The organism is Arthrobacter sp. M71 S08 (genome assembly GCF_059089725.1).
Genome location: NZ_JBNHEY010000005.1, coordinates 144,500 through 162,162, shown reverse-complemented (window position 1 = coordinate 162,162; position 17,663 = coordinate 144,500). Strand labels below are relative to the sequence as shown.

15 protein-coding genes and 1 tRNA gene are annotated in these 17,663 nt (G+C 64.9%); 7 read left to right on the top strand and 9 right to left on the bottom strand.

Features of this window, described 5'->3' with window-relative positions:
- Positions 1 to 6: 6 nt before the first annotated feature.
- Both lysA and argS read right to left on the bottom strand, forming a co-directional pair.
- On the bottom strand, positions 7 to 1,467 hold the full coding sequence (gene lysA / locus AC5RTB_RS12115; protein ID WP_494061321.1) for a diaminopimelate decarboxylase: 1,461 nt from the start codon (positions 1,465 to 1,467) through the stop codon (positions 7 to 9).
- 1 nt (position 1,468) lies between these two features.
- Positions 1,469 to 3,109, bottom strand: coding sequence for an arginine--tRNA ligase (argS, locus tag AC5RTB_RS12110; protein ID WP_494061320.1), 1,641 nt, complete (start codon positions 3,107 to 3,109; stop codon positions 1,469 to 1,471).
- Between the two features lie 137 nt (positions 3,110 to 3,246).
- Here argS and AC5RTB_RS12105 point away from each other — a divergent pair, with 137 nt between their 5' ends.
- From AC5RTB_RS12105 to AC5RTB_RS12090, 4 genes are all read left to right on the top strand, one after another.
- Entirely contained in the window at positions 3,247 to 3,711 is a 465-nt protein-coding gene (locus AC5RTB_RS12105) for an FMN-binding protein (RefSeq protein WP_494061319.1), read from the top strand.
- Entirely contained in the window at positions 3,708 to 4,577 is an 870-nt protein-coding gene (locus AC5RTB_RS12100; RefSeq protein ID WP_494061318.1) for an FAD:protein FMN transferase, read from the top strand. The genes AC5RTB_RS12105 and AC5RTB_RS12100 overlap by 4 nt, the downstream gene beginning before the upstream one ends.
- Positions 4,578 to 6,095 (top strand): ferredoxin--NADP reductase, encoded by a 1,518-nt coding sequence (locus AC5RTB_RS12095; RefSeq protein ID WP_494061317.1) that lies wholly within the window; start codon positions 4,578 to 4,580, stop codon positions 6,093 to 6,095.
- A gap of 87 nt (positions 6,096 to 6,182) precedes the next feature.
- Positions 6,183 to 6,255 (top strand) — tRNA-Arg (locus tag AC5RTB_RS12090).
- Between the two features lie 38 nt (positions 6,256 to 6,293).
- On the opposite strand, the gene AC5RTB_RS12085 is transcribed toward AC5RTB_RS12090, so the two are convergent.
- Positions 6,294 to 6,863: a DinB family protein gene (locus tag AC5RTB_RS12085; protein WP_494061316.1), complete on the bottom strand. Its 570-nt coding sequence runs from the start codon at positions 6,861 to 6,863 to the stop codon at positions 6,294 to 6,296.
- A 100-nt stretch (positions 6,864 to 6,963) separates the two neighbouring features.
- On the opposite strand from AC5RTB_RS12085, the gene AC5RTB_RS12080 reads away from it, so the two are divergent.
- On the top strand, positions 6,964 to 7,932 hold the full coding sequence (locus AC5RTB_RS12080) for a helix-turn-helix transcriptional regulator (RefSeq protein WP_494061315.1): 969 nt from the start codon (positions 6,964 to 6,966) through the stop codon (positions 7,930 to 7,932).
- Here AC5RTB_RS12080 and AC5RTB_RS12075 read toward each other — a convergent pair.
- The gene (locus AC5RTB_RS12075; protein WP_494061400.1) at positions 7,919 to 8,425 is read right to left on the bottom strand and encodes an alpha/beta hydrolase family protein; all 507 of its coding nucleotides are present in this window, start codon (positions 8,423 to 8,425) and stop codon (positions 7,919 to 7,921) included. The two genes, AC5RTB_RS12080 and AC5RTB_RS12075, sit on opposite strands and share 14 nt — an antisense overlap.
- A 1-nt stretch (position 8,426) precedes the next feature.
- Positions 8,427 to 8,858 (bottom strand): alpha/beta fold hydrolase, encoded by a 432-nt coding sequence (locus tag AC5RTB_RS12070; protein ID WP_494061314.1) that lies wholly within the window; start codon positions 8,856 to 8,858, stop codon positions 8,427 to 8,429.
- Between the two features lie 52 nt (positions 8,859 to 8,910).
- Between AC5RTB_RS12070 and hrpA the strand changes: the two genes are divergently transcribed.
- Positions 8,911 to 12,810 (top strand): ATP-dependent RNA helicase HrpA, encoded by a 3,900-nt coding sequence (gene hrpA, locus AC5RTB_RS12065; RefSeq protein WP_494061313.1) that lies wholly within the window; start codon positions 8,911 to 8,913, stop codon positions 12,808 to 12,810.
- Here the strand turns inward: hrpA and AC5RTB_RS12060 are convergent.
- The 3 genes from AC5RTB_RS12060 to AC5RTB_RS12050 are packed head-to-tail and all read right to left on the bottom strand — an operon-like array spanning position 12,807 to position 15,178.
- Positions 12,807 to 13,235: an HIT family protein gene (locus AC5RTB_RS12060; protein WP_494061312.1), complete on the bottom strand. Its 429-nt coding sequence runs from the start codon at positions 13,233 to 13,235 to the stop codon at positions 12,807 to 12,809. The two genes, hrpA and AC5RTB_RS12060, sit on opposite strands and share 4 nt — an antisense overlap.
- Positions 13,232 to 14,293 carry an NAD(P)-dependent alcohol dehydrogenase gene (locus tag AC5RTB_RS12055; RefSeq protein ID WP_494061311.1) on the bottom strand — a complete coding sequence of 354 codons (1,062 nt, stop codon included), beginning with the start codon at positions 14,291 to 14,293 and terminating at the stop codon, positions 13,232 to 13,234. Before AC5RTB_RS12055 ends, AC5RTB_RS12060 begins: the two co-directional genes overlap by 4 nt.
- Positions 14,294 to 14,347: 54 nt before the next feature.
- Positions 14,348 to 15,178, bottom strand: coding sequence for a sulfurtransferase (locus AC5RTB_RS12050; protein ID WP_494061310.1), 831 nt, complete (start codon positions 15,176 to 15,178; stop codon positions 14,348 to 14,350).
- Positions 15,179 to 15,327: 149 nt separating this feature from the next.
- Here AC5RTB_RS12050 and AC5RTB_RS12045 point away from each other — a divergent pair, with 149 nt between their 5' ends.
- Positions 15,328 to 16,998, top strand: a complete 1,671-nt coding sequence (locus tag AC5RTB_RS12045) for an alkaline phosphatase D family protein (RefSeq protein WP_494061309.1) — start codon at positions 15,328 to 15,330, stop codon at positions 16,996 to 16,998.
- Here AC5RTB_RS12045 and AC5RTB_RS12040 read toward each other — a convergent pair.
- Entirely contained in the window at positions 16,988 to 17,656 is a 669-nt protein-coding gene (locus tag AC5RTB_RS12040) for an MBL fold metallo-hydrolase (RefSeq protein ID WP_494061308.1), read from the bottom strand. The two genes, AC5RTB_RS12045 and AC5RTB_RS12040, sit on opposite strands and share 11 nt — an antisense overlap.
- Positions 17,657 to 17,663 lie beyond the last annotated feature (7 nt).

The following is a 17,663-nucleotide window of genomic DNA, read 5'->3' as shown; positions in this document are numbered from 1 at the left end:
AATCGATCAGGCTCCTGCTTCGAGAGTTGCTCGGTCGTTTCTCTCCTGGCGCAGCACGTCGCGCGAGAGGAGGTCTTCTTCGGTTTCGCCGCGCACGATCAATCGCGCTTCGCCGTCCTTGACAGCGACGACGGGCGGGCGGGGGAGGTAGTTGTAATTGCTGGCCAGTGACCAGCAGTAGGCACCGGTTCCGGGAACCGCGATGAGGTCGCCGTTCGCGGTATCACCGGGCAGGTACACGCTGCGTACCACGATGTCGCCGCTTTCGCAGTGTTTGCCGACAACCCGCGACAGCAGCGGCTCCTCGAGGGAGGTACGGGACGCGACCGCCGCCGAGTAGTCGGCGTCGTACAGAACCGGCCGCGCGTTGTCGCTCATACCGCCGTCAACGGAAACATAGCGGCGTGGGTGGGAGGCGCCGTCGACATCCACCTGGACTGTCTTGGTGGTGCCGGCGGTGTACAGCGTGCAGGTGCTCGGGCCGACTATTGCACGGCCGGGCTCAATCGAGATCCGCGGCGCCCGCAGACCGTGCTCGGCGCAGGCATCGCCGACGACGGCGGCCAGCGCCTGCGCGATGACGGCGGGCGAGCGCGGCGTGTCAGCTTCGGTGTAAGCGATGCCGTAACCGCCGCCCAGATCGAGTTCCTTCAGTTCGACGCCGTGGCGGTCGCGGACCTCCGCCAGGAATCCGAGGAGCCTGCGCGCCGCCAGTTCGAATCCCGCCGACTCGAAGATCTGCGATCCGATGTGACTGTGAACGCCAAGCAGGCGGATGGACGGGTGCCCCAGAGCGGCTGCCACCGCCTGCGCTGCCGGTGAGTCCCCGCCCGACGACGACGGCGCCAGCGACAGCCCGAACTTCTGGTCTTCGTGCGCGGTGGCAATGAATTCGTGGGTATGGGCGTGGACGCCGGGGGTGAGCCGGAGCATCACGTTGGCGGTCGCGCCGCGTGCCTGGGCCAGCGCACCGACACGCTGCAGTTCATCAAGGCTGTCGACCACGATGCGGCCGACCTCAAGCTCGAGCGCACGGTTCAGCTCGGCATCGGACTTGTTGTTGCCGTGCAATGCGAGCTGGCGCCCCTGCAGGCCGGCGCGGATTGCGACCGCGAGTTCTCCACCGGAGGATGTGTCGAGGCGGAGCCCTTCCTCCCCTACCCAGTGCGCCACCTCGGAGCAGAGGAACGACTTGCCCGCGTAGTAGACGTCCACTCCCCCGCACAGGTCCCGGAAAGCGGCGTTGAACGCGTCACGGAAACCCCGTGCCCGGGTGCGGAAATCATTCTCGGACACCACGTAGACGGGTGTCCCGAACTGCTCGGCGAGCTCAGTAGCCGATACGCCGTCCACAGACAGCACGCCGTTCCGCGCCCTGGTAACTGTGGAAGCCCACAGGGCGGGGTTGAGCGTATTGGCGTCCTGAGGGTAGGACAGCCAGTCGGGAGCAAGAGGTGAGACAGCCACGCTACATCCGTTCCGGCGCCGAAACGCCCAGCAGGTCCAGCCCGTTGGCGAGCACCTGGGTTACGGCGTCATTCAGCCACAGCCTGGTGCGGTTGGTGTCGGTAACCGGATCGTCACCCAGCGGTGTGACACGGCAGGCGTCGTACCAGCGGTGGTAAGCACCGGCGATGACCTCAAGGTGGCGCGCGACGCGGTGCGGCTCGCGGAACTTCGCTGCCTGCGCCACAACGGCGGGATAGGAGCCGAGGTGGGCGAGCAGTTCCTCGTCAGCCGCCTGGTCCAGGGCACCGGCGTCGAAAGCGGACCGGTCAACGTTCGCAGCGGCAGCGTTGCGTGACACGGCGCAGGTACGGGCATGCGCGTACTGCACGTAGAACACCGGGTTCTCGTTGGTGTTCTTCTTCAGCAGCTCCGGGTCCAGGGACATGGCGGAGTCCGCCGGAGAGCGCCCGAGTGAATAGCGCAGCGCGTCAGCTCCCAGCCAGTCCAGCAGGTCGCGGAGTTCGATGATATTTCCGGCTCGCTTGGACAGCCGGGCACCGTTGACGGAGACCATCTGGCCGATCAGCACTTCGATGTTGGTGTCCATGTCATCACCGGCGCACGCGGCAATCGCTTTGAGCCGGCCGATGTAGCCGTGGTGGTCAGCGCCCAACAGATAGATTTTCTCGGTGAACCCGCGGTCCTTCTTGGAAAGGTAGTACGCTGCGTCCGATGCGAAGTAGGTCGGTTCGCCGTTGGCCCGGATCAGGACGCGGTCCTTGTCATCGCCGAAGTCCGTGGTGCGCAGCCAGACCGCGCCGCCGTCGTCGTACACGTGGCCCTGCTCGCGCAAACGGTCCACGGCCTCCTCGACTGCACCGGCAGCATGCAGGCCGGCCTCCGAGAAGTAGACGTCGAAATGCACGCCGAACGCGGCCAGGGTCTCCTTGATGTCATCCATCTGGGCGCGGTATGCGATGTCCCGCACCACCGGCAGGGCGTCCCCGTCCGGCAGTTCCGCCGCGTCGGGGCGCTCCGCAAGCACCGTACGGCCGAGGTCGGCGATGTACTGCCCCGGGTAGCCGCCTTCCGGCGTCGGCCTTCCCTTGATGGAGGCAAGCACGGAGGCGGCGAAGTTGTTCATCTGGGTACCGGCATCGTTGATGTAGTACTCCTTGGTGACCTCCGCACCGCTTGCAGACAGCACTCGTGCCAGGGAGTCACCGAGGGCAGCCCAGCGCGTGTGCGCCAGGTGCAGGGGGCCGGTGGGGTTCGCGGAGACGAACTCCATGTTGATCACGTGGCCGGCGAGCGCAGCATTTGTACCGTAGGCATGGCCGGCTTCGACGATGTTCCGCGCGAGTTCACCGGCGGCGGCGGCTTCGAGCCGGATGTTGAGGAAGCCCGGACCTGCGATATCCACGGAAGAAACACCGTCGATTCCCTCAAGCCGCGATTTCAAAATGCCCGCGAACTGGCGTGGGTTCATGCCCGCCAGTTTCGACAGCTGCAGGGCGATGTTTGTGGCCCAGTCCCCGTGGTCGCGGCTCTTGGGCCGCTCGACTCGCACCTCTGAAGGCAGCTCCACGTCAATTTCGCCGGCAGCGACGGCGTCTTTCAGGCATGAGGAGATTGCGGAGGAGAGTTCTTCGGGAGTCACCCATCCAGCATAACGGCGCGGGTCTAATCCCCCTGATTCTGTGACGGACGCCTTATTGCGGAAGGCCGGTTTGAACCGAATCGGGGGCGCTAGCGTTGTACGGAGCAGAACCGGCCCAAGCCCATCAAGGAGATTTTGTGACGAACGCCGTGAACAAGCCTTACCAGCGTTGGACCCTGACGGGGCTCGCGGCCGCTTCCCTCCTGGGTTCAGCCGCGTGTGCTGCCAGCCCGACGCCGTCGCCTGGGGCGGGTGGGGATGCCGCCAACGCCGCAGCGGAGACGGCCGTCGGCGCTGGGACCGGCGAGTACACAGACGGAACTTACTCGGCCACCGGGTCATACCAAACGCCCGGTGGTGAGGAGTCGATCGGAGTGACGGTCACCCTCGAGTCGGGCAGCGTCGCAGACGTACGGACCGAACCCATGCCGAGTAACCCCACCACCGAGCTTTACCAGGGCAAGTTCAGCAGCGGGATCAGGGAGCAGATCGTGGGGACGCCTCTTGACGAGCTGAAGGTCGAAAAGGTGTCCGGATCGTCCTTGACCAGCGGTGGCTTCAGCGACGCGATCGAGCAGATCAAGAGCGAAGCCGCGCAGTGAGCCCGGCGGGCTACGGGCAACAGTACAGCTTCGACGCAATCGGCACGAAGTGGCAGATCGACACCCCCGGTGCCCTGTCCGGTGCGGCCCGCGCCGCCGTATCCCGCGTGATCGAAGAGTACGACGCCGTCTACTCCCGCTTCCGCCCCGACTCGAAGATCCTGGCGCTCACCTCCGGCGGGAGCGTCGATCTGCCGCCTTCGGGCGAAGCGCTGGGAAACCTTTACCGGAGGCTCTACCGCCTCACGGACGGTGCCGTGTCACCGCTGGTGGGCCGGTCGCTGGAGCAGTTGGGGTACGACGCCGGTTACTCCTTCGTGCCGCACGGCGCCCCCGTGTCGGCAACGCGCTGGGACGCAACGTTCCACTGGCAAGGATCGACCGTGCGGTCGGCACGACCGGTCACGCTCGATGTGGGGGCGGCCGGCAAAGGGCAGCTCGTTGACCTGGTGTCGGCAACGCTGCGGGACTGCGATTTCCCGGAGCATACCGTAGACGCCGGCGGGGACATGCTGCACACCGGTCCCTCAGCCCTTCGGGTAGCGCTGGAGCACCCGTACACACAGGATTCGGCCATCGGCGTCGTGACTCTTCAGAACCGTGCACTGTGCGCATCGGCCTCCAACAGGCGCCGTTGGGCTGACGGCCTGCACCACGTCGTGGATGCCACAACCGGGCAATGCGTCGATACAGTGGTTGCTACCTGGGTGCTGGCCGACGAGGCGCTCGTCGCGGACGCGCTGGCCACTGCACTTTTCCTTGTCCCGCCCGAAGTGCTGCTGACCGAGTTCGATTTCGACTACGTCCAGGTTCACTCCGAGGGACGCGCGCAATTTTCATCATCCCTGGCAGGAGCGTTGTTCTAGATGGTCGGACGGCAGAACTGGCTCACGGAGGTCGATACGTTCCTCGGCCGCGCCACCATGTACCGGCTGGTCATGGTGCTCCTGCTGGTCCTTGCCGCGTACGCGTTCGCCCTGTCCGCCCTCGGGCTTCTCGCGTTCACGCCGGCAGAGCTCGCCGCGACGCTTGCCACCGCCGTCGTCGCCTCCTGGGGCGGTACGCGCGTGATGGCGATGATGCTCCGAACCCGCCCGCACAACGAGTCGTCGCTGATCACCGGCATGCTGCTGTTTTTCGTGATGTTTCCTTCCGATGAAGCAGCGGGCGTAGGCGGCATTGCGCTGGCCGGGCTCATTGCGGCTGCCTCCAAGTACCTGATCGTCTTCCGCGGACGGCACATCTTCAATCCCGCAGCGTTGGGCGCCGTCGCCGTGACGCTGCTTGGTCTCGGCGCCGCAGCGTGGTGGGCAGCCAACCCCGCCATGTTGCCGCCCGTGCTGCTCAGCACCATCCTGATCCTGTACCGGACGCGGAAGCTTTCGATGGGAGCGGTGTTCCTCGTCCTGGCTGTCGGTATCCTGGTGGCCCGGCTGGCGGCCGGCGGCACGGATCCCGCCACCGCCGTGCAGTTGGTCTTCGTGTCTTACCCGGTACTCTTCCTGCTCGGCTTCATGCTCACCGAGCCGCTGACCCTTCCGCCCAGGCGCTGGCAGCAGTGGCTGGTGGCCGCCGTCGTCGCAGCGGTGCTGGCCCTGCAGATCAACATTCCGCCGGTGTTCCTCGGACCGGAGTACGCGCTCCTGATCGGCAACGCCGTAGCGTTTACCATGGGCCAGCGGCGCCGCATCCGGCTGCGCTACACCGGATCCCGGCAGCTCACTCCCACGAGCGCCGAAGTCTCCTTTACGCCCGAGGCACCGGTGCGTTTCGAGCCCGGCCAGTACATGGAGCTCACGCTGCCCCACGCGAGGGCTGACCGCCGCGGGCTCCGGCGCATCTTCAGCATCAGTTCCCCGCCCGACGACGGCACCATCCGCTTCGGCCTGCGCCTGTCGGACCCACCGAGCTCATTCAAATCGGCCCTGTTGAGCCTGCGTCCCGGCGCATCCGTGGATGCGACCGCAGTGGCCGGTGACTTTGTGCTGCCCGCCGATCCCTCAGTGCCGCTGCTGCTGTTTGCCGGTGGAATCGGCGTGACGCCGTTCCTCAGCCAGATCCGTGCGGGGGACGGATCCGGGCAGGGCCGCGACATCGTTCTTGTCTACGTGGTCAGCGGACCCGCCGAGCTCGGTTACGTCGAGGAGCTCGCGCCGTACCGCGTGATCCTGTTCTGCCCCGGCGAGCCCGGGCCGCTTCCGGGCAGCTGGGTTCACGGCGGCACGGGCTTTCCCACCGCCGAGGAACTGCGCTCCCTCGTACCGGATCTGGGCCGGCGGAGTGTCTATCTGTCCGGATCTCCGGTGACCCTCGCGCGGGCGAAGCCGGTTATCAGCGACGCCGGCGGGACGTCCATCCGGACCGATGCCTTCCTCGGCTACTAGGGCTGCCCACAGCGTTTCGTTCAGCCAAGTTTTCCCTGCTAAGCTTCATAAGTCCCTTTCGGCCACTGGTTTACTTCAGTGGACCGTGCCCTCGTAGCTCAGGGGATAGAGCGTCTGCCTCCGGAGCAGAAGGTCGTAGGTTCGAATCCTATCGAGGGCACTTTTTCCCACCTGAACGTCTCTGGGCAGTCCAGATGATCAGGACCGTTCACCGTGTATGTAGCGGTGCGTCCACAAATCCCGCAGGAGCGCCACCTCGGCCAGATGGTGAATCATCTCCCGGTTGATGTGCTGGATCAGCGCAGCCATGGGAGCCTCGGCGAACGGGCCCTCCGCCGGGCCGACCGGGCGCTCTAATTCTTCCCGCGAAAGCGCGGTGACAGCGCCGGACCAGTGCGCATACATACCGTCCAGCTGTTCGAGGGCTTGCCCTGCTTTCCCCGGGTACTCATAGTTTTCATAGCTCACCGGTGCGCCGCCGAAGTGCGAAGCGAGCCGCGCGCCCAACACGCCGACCAGCATGTGCCCGAGCCGCCAGGCGATGGTGGTGACCGGAGCCGGCGTGGGTTCCGGAATGGCGAAGTCGATCGTGTAGTCGCCGCCGCCGACCTGAAGCGGCGCGGTGCCCGTGCCCCTCGGACGTACATTCCAGCTTCCGGGTACCGGCTCCCAGAAGTACTCCTCATCAGTCAGTCCATCCAGCCTCGGGCGCGCCTGATTCTCCCAGTGCCATTGAAGCTGGTCCGTCAGTTCCTTGCCGATGTCCATGTTCCTTCCCTTCCTTCCTGAAGTTTCCTGCGTGGCGTTGATCAAACTGTAGAAGCCGTTGCGGACAGGAACTGTCCGCGTCTATGGGTACCGTGGTGGCATGTTGGAAACCTCGGCGAGGCTGCTGCAACTGCTGTCCCTGCTTCAGCTTCGGCGGGAGTGGACCGGATCCGCGCTCGCCGAACGGATGTCCGTTACCGAACGCACGGTCCGCAGGGATATCGGCAAGCTGCGGACCCTGGGGTATCCCATCCATGCCTCCCCCGGTATTGCCGGTGGCTACCAGTTGGGTGCGGGCGCGCAGCTTCCCCCACTGCTCCTCGACGACGACGAAGCCCTCGCCGTCGCCATCGGCCTCAGCGCCGTCACGGCAAGCCCTGTTTCAGGGCTCGGGGAAGCCTCCGTCCGCGCCCTCACAAAACTGGAACAGGTCCTTCCGGGCAGGCTGCGGCCGAAGTTCGCCGGCCTCCGCACCGCGGTCACCCGGATGGCTGCCGTCAGCACACCGGTGAACCCTGAAGTCCTCACTGCGCTCTCTTCCGCCATCACTGAGCGCCGGGTCGTGGTGTTCCGGTACGCACGGCACGACGGCGAATCCTCCCGCCGCGTTGTTGAACCCGTGCGATTGGTGGACACCGGACGGCGGTGGTACCTCGTCGCATGGGACACCGCAAGGCAAGACTGGCGCACCTTCCGCGTGGACCGGTGCCAGAGCGTCCCGTCCCCGCGGGAAAAGTTCGCCGCACGTCCGCTTCCCGCCAAGGATCTTGCCGCTTACGTCCAGAAATCAATCACCCGTTCGCCGTACAGTTACGACGTCGTGGTGCGTATCCACGGCCCCCTTGCAGACATCGGCCAGATGGTCCCGCCCAACATCGCCGAGCTCGAGGACGACGGCGGATCCACTCTCATGCGCTTCGGGGCAGACTCCCTCGACTGGCCGCTCATGCACGTAGTGGCGTTGGGCTTCGAATTCGACATCATTGCACCCCGGGAACTCCGGGAGCACGCCGCGGCAGCTGCCGAGAGGCTGATCCGCGCAGCCGGGAGCGGGGTCAGGAGCGACTGAAATGTGCGGCAGCGCGGGTCACCTCATCAGCCATTCCACTCCCCCCGTGGCCGTCCTGATCGATGATCACAAGCTCCGCCGCAGGCCAGGCTTTCGCGAGGTTCCAGGCGGTTGACAGCGGCGAACTGACATCCAGGCGGCCGTGGATCATCACCCCGGGAATGGACGCAATGCGGTGCATGCGGTCCAGCAGTTCGTCGCCCCCGAACCCGGCGTTGCGCCAGTAGTGGGTCACGAGGGTTGAAAAAAGCAGGCGAAATTCGGGCGGCTGATGCTGGAGGTGCGGTGTCGCTTTGGGGTCCAGCGACACGTGCACGTCCTCCCAGATACACCAGGCGAGGGCTGCCCGCTCGCGCTCTGACGCATCGGGGCCTGTGAGCAACCGGTAATAAGCGTCGATCAGCCTCTCATCCGGCGCCGGATCCGCCGCAGCGCGGAAATCGTCCCATTCCCTGGGGAAGACCCGGCCCATGTCCTCGGTGATCCAGGCGATTTCAGCGGCCGACGTCGTCGTAACCGCTGCGAGGATGAGTTCCGAGACGCGATCGGGGGTGCCTCTGGGCGTAGGCGAGACTGAGTGTTGTCCCCCAGGATCCGCCGCAGATCAACCATCGCCCAACCCGCAAGTGTTCTCGCAGCATCTCCATGTCTGCGAGGAGCTTCGGGGTGGTGTTGGTGGAAAGATCCGCCGCAGGATCGCTACCGAGCGGAAGGCTGCGTCCGCATCCCCGCTGGTCGAATCCGATAATGAGGTATTTCTCGGGATCGAAGTGCTTCCTGTAGCCGCCCCGCATTCCCGATCCGGGACCGCCATGGACGTAAAGCGCGGCTTTTCCGGACGGGTTCCCGGACGCCTCCCAGTAGATTTCGTTCCCGTCCCCGACTGGCAGCATTCCGGAGTCGAAGGGTTCGTCGGAGGTGAACATCCGCCCAGCCTACGCACTGGTCCGGCCGCGCCGAGTAAACTTACAGGTAATCATGTCGCTGACAATCTCTTACCCTGCCCAGCTCCCTGTCTCGGAACGGCGGGCGGACATCATGGCTGCCATCGCAGCGAACCAGGTCACCATCATCGCCGGCGAGACCGGCTCGGGAAAAACTACGCAGATTCCCAAGATGTGCCTGGAGCTGGGGCTTGCCCAATCCGGGATGATCGGCCATACACAGCCTCGCCGCCTTGCAGCGCGCACGGTTGCCGAGCGCATTGCGGAGGAACTGGACGTCAAGCTTGGTGAAGAGGTTGGCTATCAGGTCCGATTCACCGGGGAGGTTGGGCGAGGCACCCGCATCAAACTGATGACGGACGGCATCCTGCTCGCCGAAATCCAGCACGACAAGCTGCTGAAGAAGTACAGCACCATCATCATCGACGAGGCTCATGAGCGCAGCCTCAACATTGACTTCATCCTCGGCTACCTCAAGCGCATCCTGCCCAAACGCCCGGACTTGAAGCTGATCATCACCTCCGCCACCATCGATCCGGAGCGCTTCGCGGACCACTTCGCTGCGGATGAAGCGGCACCCGAGAAGAAGCCTGCGCCCATCATCGAAGTCTCGGGGCGCACCTACCCGGTCGAGATCCGGTACCGTCCGCTGAGCCAGCCTGCCGGCGACACCGAATCAGATTCAGACGATGAGCTGGAAGAAGACCGCGATCCGCTCGACGCCGTGTGCGACGCAGTTGACGAACTGGCAAGCGAATCACCCGGAGACATCCTCGTCTTCTTCTCCGGCGAGCGCGAGATCCGTGATGCTGCCGACGCACTCCGCTCGCGCGTGCAGGTGAACCCGCGCCTGCGCGGGACGGAGATTCTGCCCCTCTTTGCCAGGCTGTCGCTGCAGGAGCAGCACCGGGTTTTCAATCCGGGTGGCCCGGGCCGGCGCATCATCCTGGCAACGAACGTCGCGGAAACGTCGCTCACCGTGCCGGGAATCAAGTACGTCATCGACACGGGCACCGCCCGTATCTCCCGGTATTCGCACCGCACGAAGGTGCAGCGGCTTCCCATCGAGCGCGTGTCGCAGGCCTCGGCGAACCAGCGGTCGGGTCGATGCGGCCGTGTGTCCGACGGCATCGCCATCCGCCTTTACTCCGAGGAAGACTTCGAGTCCCGACGGCCATTCACCGACCCGGAAATCCTGCGAACCAACCTTGCGGCCGTGATCCTCCAGATGACGGCCATGGGCGTGACGCGCGGCCCGAAGGATGTTGCTGCCTTCCCCTTCGTCGAGCCTCCCGAATCAAAGGCCATCAACGACGGTGTCACGCTCCTCCGTGAGCTCGGCGCAATGACGGCCGACGGCGGCATCTCTCCGGTGGGCCGGCAACTGGCCCAGTTGCCGGTGGATCCGCGCCTCGGACGCATGATCGTGGAAGCCGGACGCCGCGGCTGCGCCAAGGAGGTCATGGTTCTGGCCGCGGCCCTCACCATCCAGGATCCGAGGGAACGTCCCCAGCCGGATCAGGCGGCAAAGCTTCAGAGCGCAACGGAGAAGCACCGCAGGTTCGTGGATGAGAACTCGGACTTCACCGGGTACCTGAATCTCTGGCGGTACCTGCAGGACCAGCAGAAGGAACTGTCCTCCACACAGTTCCGCAAGCTGTGCCGCAATGAATTCATCAATTACCTCCGGGTGCGCGAATGGCAGGACCTTTTCGCCCAGCTGCGCCAGCTCGCCAAGCCGCTCGGCATCACGCTCTCTCCGGCCGAGGTGGACCCGGTGGCCCAGCACGACGCCGTCCACATCAGCCTGCTGTCCGGCCTGCTCAGCCACATCGGCCTGTATGACCAGCGGAAGCGTGAATACGCCGGTGCCCGCGGCACCCGGTTTGCCGTCTTCCCCGGCAGCGCCCTGTTCAAGAAGAATCCCGACTGGGTGATGGCCGCAGAACTGGTTGAGACATCCCGTCTGTGGGCTCGAGTAGCGGCAAGGTTCGATCCGCTCTGGGCCGAGGACGTTGCACCGGATCTGGTGAAGCGCAGCTACAGCGAACCGCACTGGTCGCGCAAGATGGGCTCGGTGATGGCCTACGAGAAGGTCACCCTCTACGGCGTGCCCATTGTTCCCCAGCGGCGCATCAACTACGGCCGGATCGACAGGGAACTCGCCCGTGAACTTTTCATCCGGCATGCGCTGGTTGAGGGCGACTGGCGCACCCATCACAAGTTTTTCCATCGCAACAAGGCCCGCATTGCCGAGATCGAGGAGATGGAAAACCGCATGCGCCGCCGTGACCTCATGGTCGACGATGAAACGCTGTTCGAGTTCTATGACGCACGCGTGGGCAAGGATGTGGTGTCCGAACGCCATTTCGACAAGTGGTGGAAGCAGGCCCGCCAGGACAACCCCGAACTGCTGGACTTCAAGCCTGAGGAACTCCTCAGCAGGGATGCTGATCTCGACGAGACCGCTTTCCCGAAGACGTGGCGCCAGCAGGGGTTCGAACTGCCGCTGAGCTACGAGTTCTCCCCGAACGTTCCCGGTGCCTCGGACGGCGTCACTGTGCAAGTCCCCATCCTCTTCCTGAACCAGCTTGAACCGGCACCCTTCCGGTGGCAGATTCCGGGGCTGCGCGTGGAGCTTGTGACAGCGCTGATAAAGTCCCTGCCCAAGCAGGTCCGCAAGAACTTTATTCCCGCTCCGGACGTCGCACGGTCCGCCGTCGACGTTCTCCATGCCGACTTTGACCCTGCGCGGGACGAACTTGAGCCGTCGCTGGAACTGGCCCTGCGCAGGCTGAAGGGACACGTTATCCCGCCGGGATCATGGAACCGGGATACGCTGCCGCCGCACCTGCTGATGTCCTTCCAGGTGGTCGATGCAAACGGCCGCATCCTCGACGAGGACAAGGACTTGTCCTCGCTGCAGGACAGGCTCGCCCCGCAGACACGGCGCGCGATCGCCGAATCCCTTGGGGCAACGCCGGGGTCCGTGCAGCAGACGCAGAAGGTGGCGCGCCGGAAGCAGCCGGTGCCGCCGTCGTCGTCGGAGACCGGCCCCGGCATCAAGGAGGTCAGCGGCGCAACAGCGTGGACGTTCGGCGCGGTCCCGCGGGAGGTGTCCCGGATCGTCGGCGGGCACCGGGTAACCGGGTATCCCGCGCTCGTTGACGAACAGACCGCCGTCGGGCTCAGGGTCTTCCCCAATGCTGCCGAGCAGTCAGCGGCGATGCGCGGAGGCGTCATCAGACTCCTTGCGCTGCGCGTCCCGAGTCCCGCCCGGTATGTCCTGGAGCACTTGAGTAACTCCGAGAAACTCACCTTCAGCCAGAATCCGCACGGCAGTGTCAGTGCTCTGATCGAAGACTGTTCAATAGCGGCGATTGACAAGCTCACGCCCGAGCAGCTGCCGTGGACCGTCGAGGAGTTCGACGCGCTGTACGAGACCGTCCGGGCAGACCTCATCGATACGGTGTTCACCGTGACCGCAACGGTCGAGAAGATCCTCGCGAGTGCCCGCAGAATCGAGAAGCGGCTGAAGGGCTCCACGAGCCTGGCCCTCATCACCGCCCTGAACGACGTGAAGAGCCAGCTCGAGCAGCTCGTCTTTCCGGGATTTGTAGCCACTACGGGTTATGCCCAGCTGGCCCATCTCCCCCGCTACCTCGCCGGTATCGAGAAGAGGCTGGAGAAGCTTGAGACCAATGTCCAGCGCGATGCTCTGAGCACCGCGATCGTGCAGCGCCTCGAAGACGAGTACGACGACGCCGTGGCGGCTGTCGCTCCACACGGACGTCGGGTGCCGCCCTCGTTGGGACGGGTTCGCTGGATGCTTGAGGAACTCCGGATCAGCCTGTTCGCGCAGGAGCTGGGAACCGCCTACTCGGTATCCGAGAAGCGCATTCGCGCCGCCCTCGGAGAAGCTCTCGCCGCCTAGGCAGAGGGAACATTCTCGGCATACCCGGCGTCGCGCAGGGCGGCCCGGAGCCGTTCCGCGTTCTCGTCGAGCTTTGCCGGTTCGGGGTTGTGGTCGACGTTGTGCACGTCGAAGTCAGCAGCGCTCTGGGTGGGCCAGATGTGTACGTGTACGTGGGGGATCTCGTACCCCTCAACGAGCACCCCGATGCGTTTGGCGTTGAACTCCGACTCCTGCACCTTGGCGATCTTCTGCGCAACGTTCATGACCTTGCCGAGCAGGTCCGGTTCCAGGTCCACCCAGTGCGCCACCTCACGGCGGGGAACAACCATGAGGTGCCCGTCGGTGATGGGCTGGATGGTCAGGAATGCCACCACATCCTCGTCCTTCCAGACGAAACGGCCGGGGATTTCACCTTCGATGATCCGGGTGAACAGCGTGCTCATGAGTCCTCCTTCAGGGAGCTGGCGTCAAGAACGAACCGGTACTTTACGTCTCCCGCAACCATGCGGTCATAGGCCGTATTGAGCTGGTCGGCTGTGACAAGCTCAATATCCGACACCACTGAATGCTGCGCGCAGAAGTCGAGCATCTGCTGGGTCTCGGCGATACCACCGATAAGTGAACCGGCGTATGTGCGCCGCTTGCGGACCAACAGGCCAGGGTCGACGGCCGGCATCGGGTCTGAGGGCAGTCCGAGCTGGAACAGGGCACCGTCGAGCCGAAGCGTGCGGATGAGCTGGTTAAGATCATGCGGCGCCGCAACCGTATCGATCACCACATCCAGGGTGTTCGCGGCGGCCGACATGGCGTCCGAATCCCTGGAGATGACCACACGGTCGGCTCCAAGGTCCCGTGCGGCATCCACCTTGCCGGACGAGGTGGTGAAAACCGTTACCTCCGCGCCCATGGCCTTGGCAATCTTCACTGCCATGTGGCCGAGTCCGCCGAGCCCGACGACGCCGACAGCGTCCCCTTTCTCGACCCCGAAATGGTTCAGTGGCGAAAAGGTGGTGATGCCGGCACACAGAAGCGGCGCGGCGGCGGCCGGGTCCATGTTTTCGGGGATCCGAAGAACGTAGCCTTCGTTGACCACGATGGAAGTCGAGTAACCGCCCTGCGTGGTCTCGCCGTCGTGCCTGCGGTCCGGAGTGCCGTAGGTGCCGGTCATCCCCTTCTCGCAGTATTGCTCCAAACCGTCGGCGCAGCTCTCGCACTCGCGGCAGGAGTCCACCATGCAACCCACTCCCACCCGGTCACCGACGGCGAACGACTCTACCGAATCCCCCACCCGGGTAACCCGGCCGACGATCTCATGCCCGGGCACCAGCGGATAACGGGCAGCGCCCCACTCACTCCGGGTCGCGTGGACGTCCGAGTGGCACAGTCCGCAGAATTCGATGGCTATTTCGACGTCGTCGTGGTGAGGTTCCCGGCGCTCAACGGTGGTGCGGCCCAACCCGCTGGACGCCGACGTAGCGGCGTAGGCGTATGCAGTGGTCATACCGGTTACTCTCTCACAACGACGTTCGTCAGGCCGAGCAGGGCCTGCTGCCCGTCAGGGACCGGTGGCCACCGGCAGATCCGCCCGCTGGGACCATTGGGACCATGATCCCGGATACAGCGCCGCCGCGAATCCGGCGACCTCGAGGGCAGCGATCTCGTGCGCGGCGGTAATGCCTGACCCGCAGTACACGGCGACGTCGACGGTGTCCGTGATGCCCAGCGCAGCGAACCTCCGGCGCAGCTCCTCTGCCGGCAGGAAAGTCTTCTGCGCCGTGAGGTTCTCCGAGGTAGGAGCGCTGGATGCCCCTGGGATATGGCCGGCCTTCGGGTCAACCGGCTCGATCTCTCCACGGAAACGCTCGGGTGCCCGGGCGTCGAGCAGCACACCGTGCTGCGTCAGGGTCAGAACGTCCTCGACTTTGAGGACGGGCATGTGGCCAGAGCTCAGGATTACATCACCGAGGCAGTGCTGCTCCTCGCCGCGCTCGGTCTCGAAACCGGCCGCCTGCCATGCACCCAGTCCCCCGTCGAGCAGGTAGACGCTGGTCATGCCCGCATCGCGTAGCAGCCACCACAACCGCGCCGCCGCCAGGTTGCCCGTGTCGTCATACGCAACAACAACGTCACCATCGTTGATGCCCCACCGACGGGCAGCTTCCTCGAACGTCTCGGGTTCCGGCAACGGGTGCCGTCCTTCCGCCACGGACGGGGCTGAACAGAGTTCCTTTTCAAGGTCCACGTAGACGGCGCCCGGGATATGAGCTGATCGGTACTGCTCGTGACCGTGGGGATTACCCAACGACCAGCGAACATCCAGCAGGACGGTCTGCTGACCGGAGGTCATCCGGTTCCGCAGCGCCTGCACGTCCATCAGAGTCTCCATGAAGATCTCCTTATGAAAGTGTGACCGGTGGCACACCGGTCTAGGTGTGAGCCAAGTTCACCACAGCTCCGCTGTCCGCTCCAAGCCCGTCACCCCGGGATGTTTTTGCTGCTCTGGCCCTCCAACCCGTCAGGGGGTACAAAAGGGTAATGACAGCTACTCTGGTGCTCGGTCCGATGCTCCGGTATGTCGATGAAACCTCGGCCACCGTGTGGGTGGAGACCAGTGAAGCATGCGCGGTCGTGGTGCGCGCCGACGGGAACGAATGGGCCGCTTCCACGTTTGCTGTCCATCACCACCACTACGCGCTCGTGGAAGCGTGGGACCTCACCCCGGGTACGACCCTGCAGTACACCGTTGAGATCGACGGCGAACCTGTATGGCCGGAGCGCGGCTCACCTTTCCCCGCCCCGTCCATCCGCACGCTTCACCCCGACAGGCGGTTGCGGCTCGCGTTCGGCTCATGCCGCACGAGCGTGCCCCACGACCGTATGGGTAACGCTACCCACGGCGTCGATGCGCTGCGCGCCTATGCGCTCCATCAGGCAGACAACCACGACGACGACACCCGTCCCGATCTGGTCGCGTTCCTCGGCGACCAGGTGTATGCCGACGCAACGAGCAGCGAGATGCAGGACTTCATCAAGTCGCGCCGGTCGCTCCATGAGCCGCCCGGGGAGGAACTGCAGGACTACGAGGAGTACGCCCACCTGTACAAGCTCGCCTGGTCCGACGAGGCGAACCGCTGGCTGCTCTCTACCCTCCCAAGTGCGATGATCTTCGACGACCACGACATCCGCGATGACTGGAATGCGTCGCTTTCCTGGCGGGAACAGATGCATTCAACCGCGTGGTGGCATGACCGGATTGTCGCCGGGCTCTCGTCCTACTGGGTATACCAGCATCTCGGGAACCTCTCCCCGGCAGCCCGCGCCGAGGACATTCTGTGGAGCCGGATCAGGTCCCATACCGGCCCGGAAGAACTTGATTTCACCGCAGAGCTTGAGGCATTCGCCGAACGGGCGGACTCTGACCCGCTCAGCTACCGCTGGAGCTACTGCAGGGACATCGGCGATGTGCGGATAATCACCGTCGATTCGCGTGCCGCGAGGGTCCTTGATCCCGGCCGGCGCTCCATTCTGGACGAGGTTGAACTCGAGTGGCTGAACGAGCACTTTCGGGGTGGCGTGAGGCATCTGCTCGTTGCGACCTCGCTTCCCTTCCTCCTTCCCCGCGGCCTGCACTTTATCGAGGCGTGGGATGAGGCGCTCGCCGAGGGCGCGTGGGGAAAGCGGGGTTCACGGATCGGCGAGGGCCTTCGGCAGCTTCTCGACCTCGAGCACTGGAGCGCGTTCCAGCGCAGCTTCCGGTCCGTTGCGGACCTTGCTACCGAGGTTGCAGACGGTAAGCGCGGCCCGGCCCCGCAGACAGTGACTTTCCTCTCCGGTGATGTCCACTTTTCCTACATTGCGGAGATTGACCGATCCTCCGGCAGCCGGATTCTTCAGGTCGTCTGTTCACCCATCCGCAACCCGCTCCCACGCGTCCTACGGTTTGCCACGGTGGTCATGTCCTACAGCGTCGCCAGCCCGATCGGTTCCCTCGTGGCGCGCTCGGCAAAGGTGCCGAAGCCGCCGTTCTCGTGGACGAACATCAAGGGCCCGTGGTTTGACAACAACCTGGCTGTACTCGAAGACACCGATGACGGGCTGAAGCTGCGATGGGCAACCGGCGTGACCGACGGCGACCCGGACGCCCCGCAGCTCAAGGAAGTGGCCACCTATACCGTCACACCCGAAGGACGACGCGTCAGAGGGTGACGCTCTGGCCGGCCGCCAGGTGCTCGAAGTCCGTTCCGTAGTGTTTCCCCAGCCGGGAGACATGGCCCTCGACCATTGCCAGGCCGGTCTCGTTCAGCAGCGCGTCATGGATCTGGTGGGCCCGCGGCGCCCGGACGGACGTCACGAAATCGATCACCTCGGCGGTCTTTGACCATGGAGCGTGCACCGGCACCAGCAGCGTGTGCACCTGGACCCCGTGCGGGACTATGAACGAGTCACCCGGGTGGTAGAGGGCGCCGTCGATCAGGTAACCGATGTTCTTTACAACCGGGATATGCGGATGAATGAGAGCGTGCTGCCCACCGAAAGTCTGAACGTCGAAGCCTGCGATGGTGTACTGCCCCTCAGGTTCCAGAGCATGGACGCGGGCAGCGGCGCCGTCGTCGTCGTCTGCAAGTTCCTCCTCCAACCGTGCAGCCACGCCCTGCGGGGCGTACACCTCCAACCGGGAGTCAGCGCGGACGGCGGCGGCGATCCTTTCCTTGTCGAAGTGGTCGGCGTGCTCGTGGGTTATGAGGATCGCCGCCGCCCCGGAAACGGCCTCTTCGACTTCCGAGAAGTTCCCGGGATCCAGGACGATCCGGGTCCCGTCCTTTTCGAGGCGGACGCACGCATGGGTGAACTTCGTCAGCAACATCCGCCCA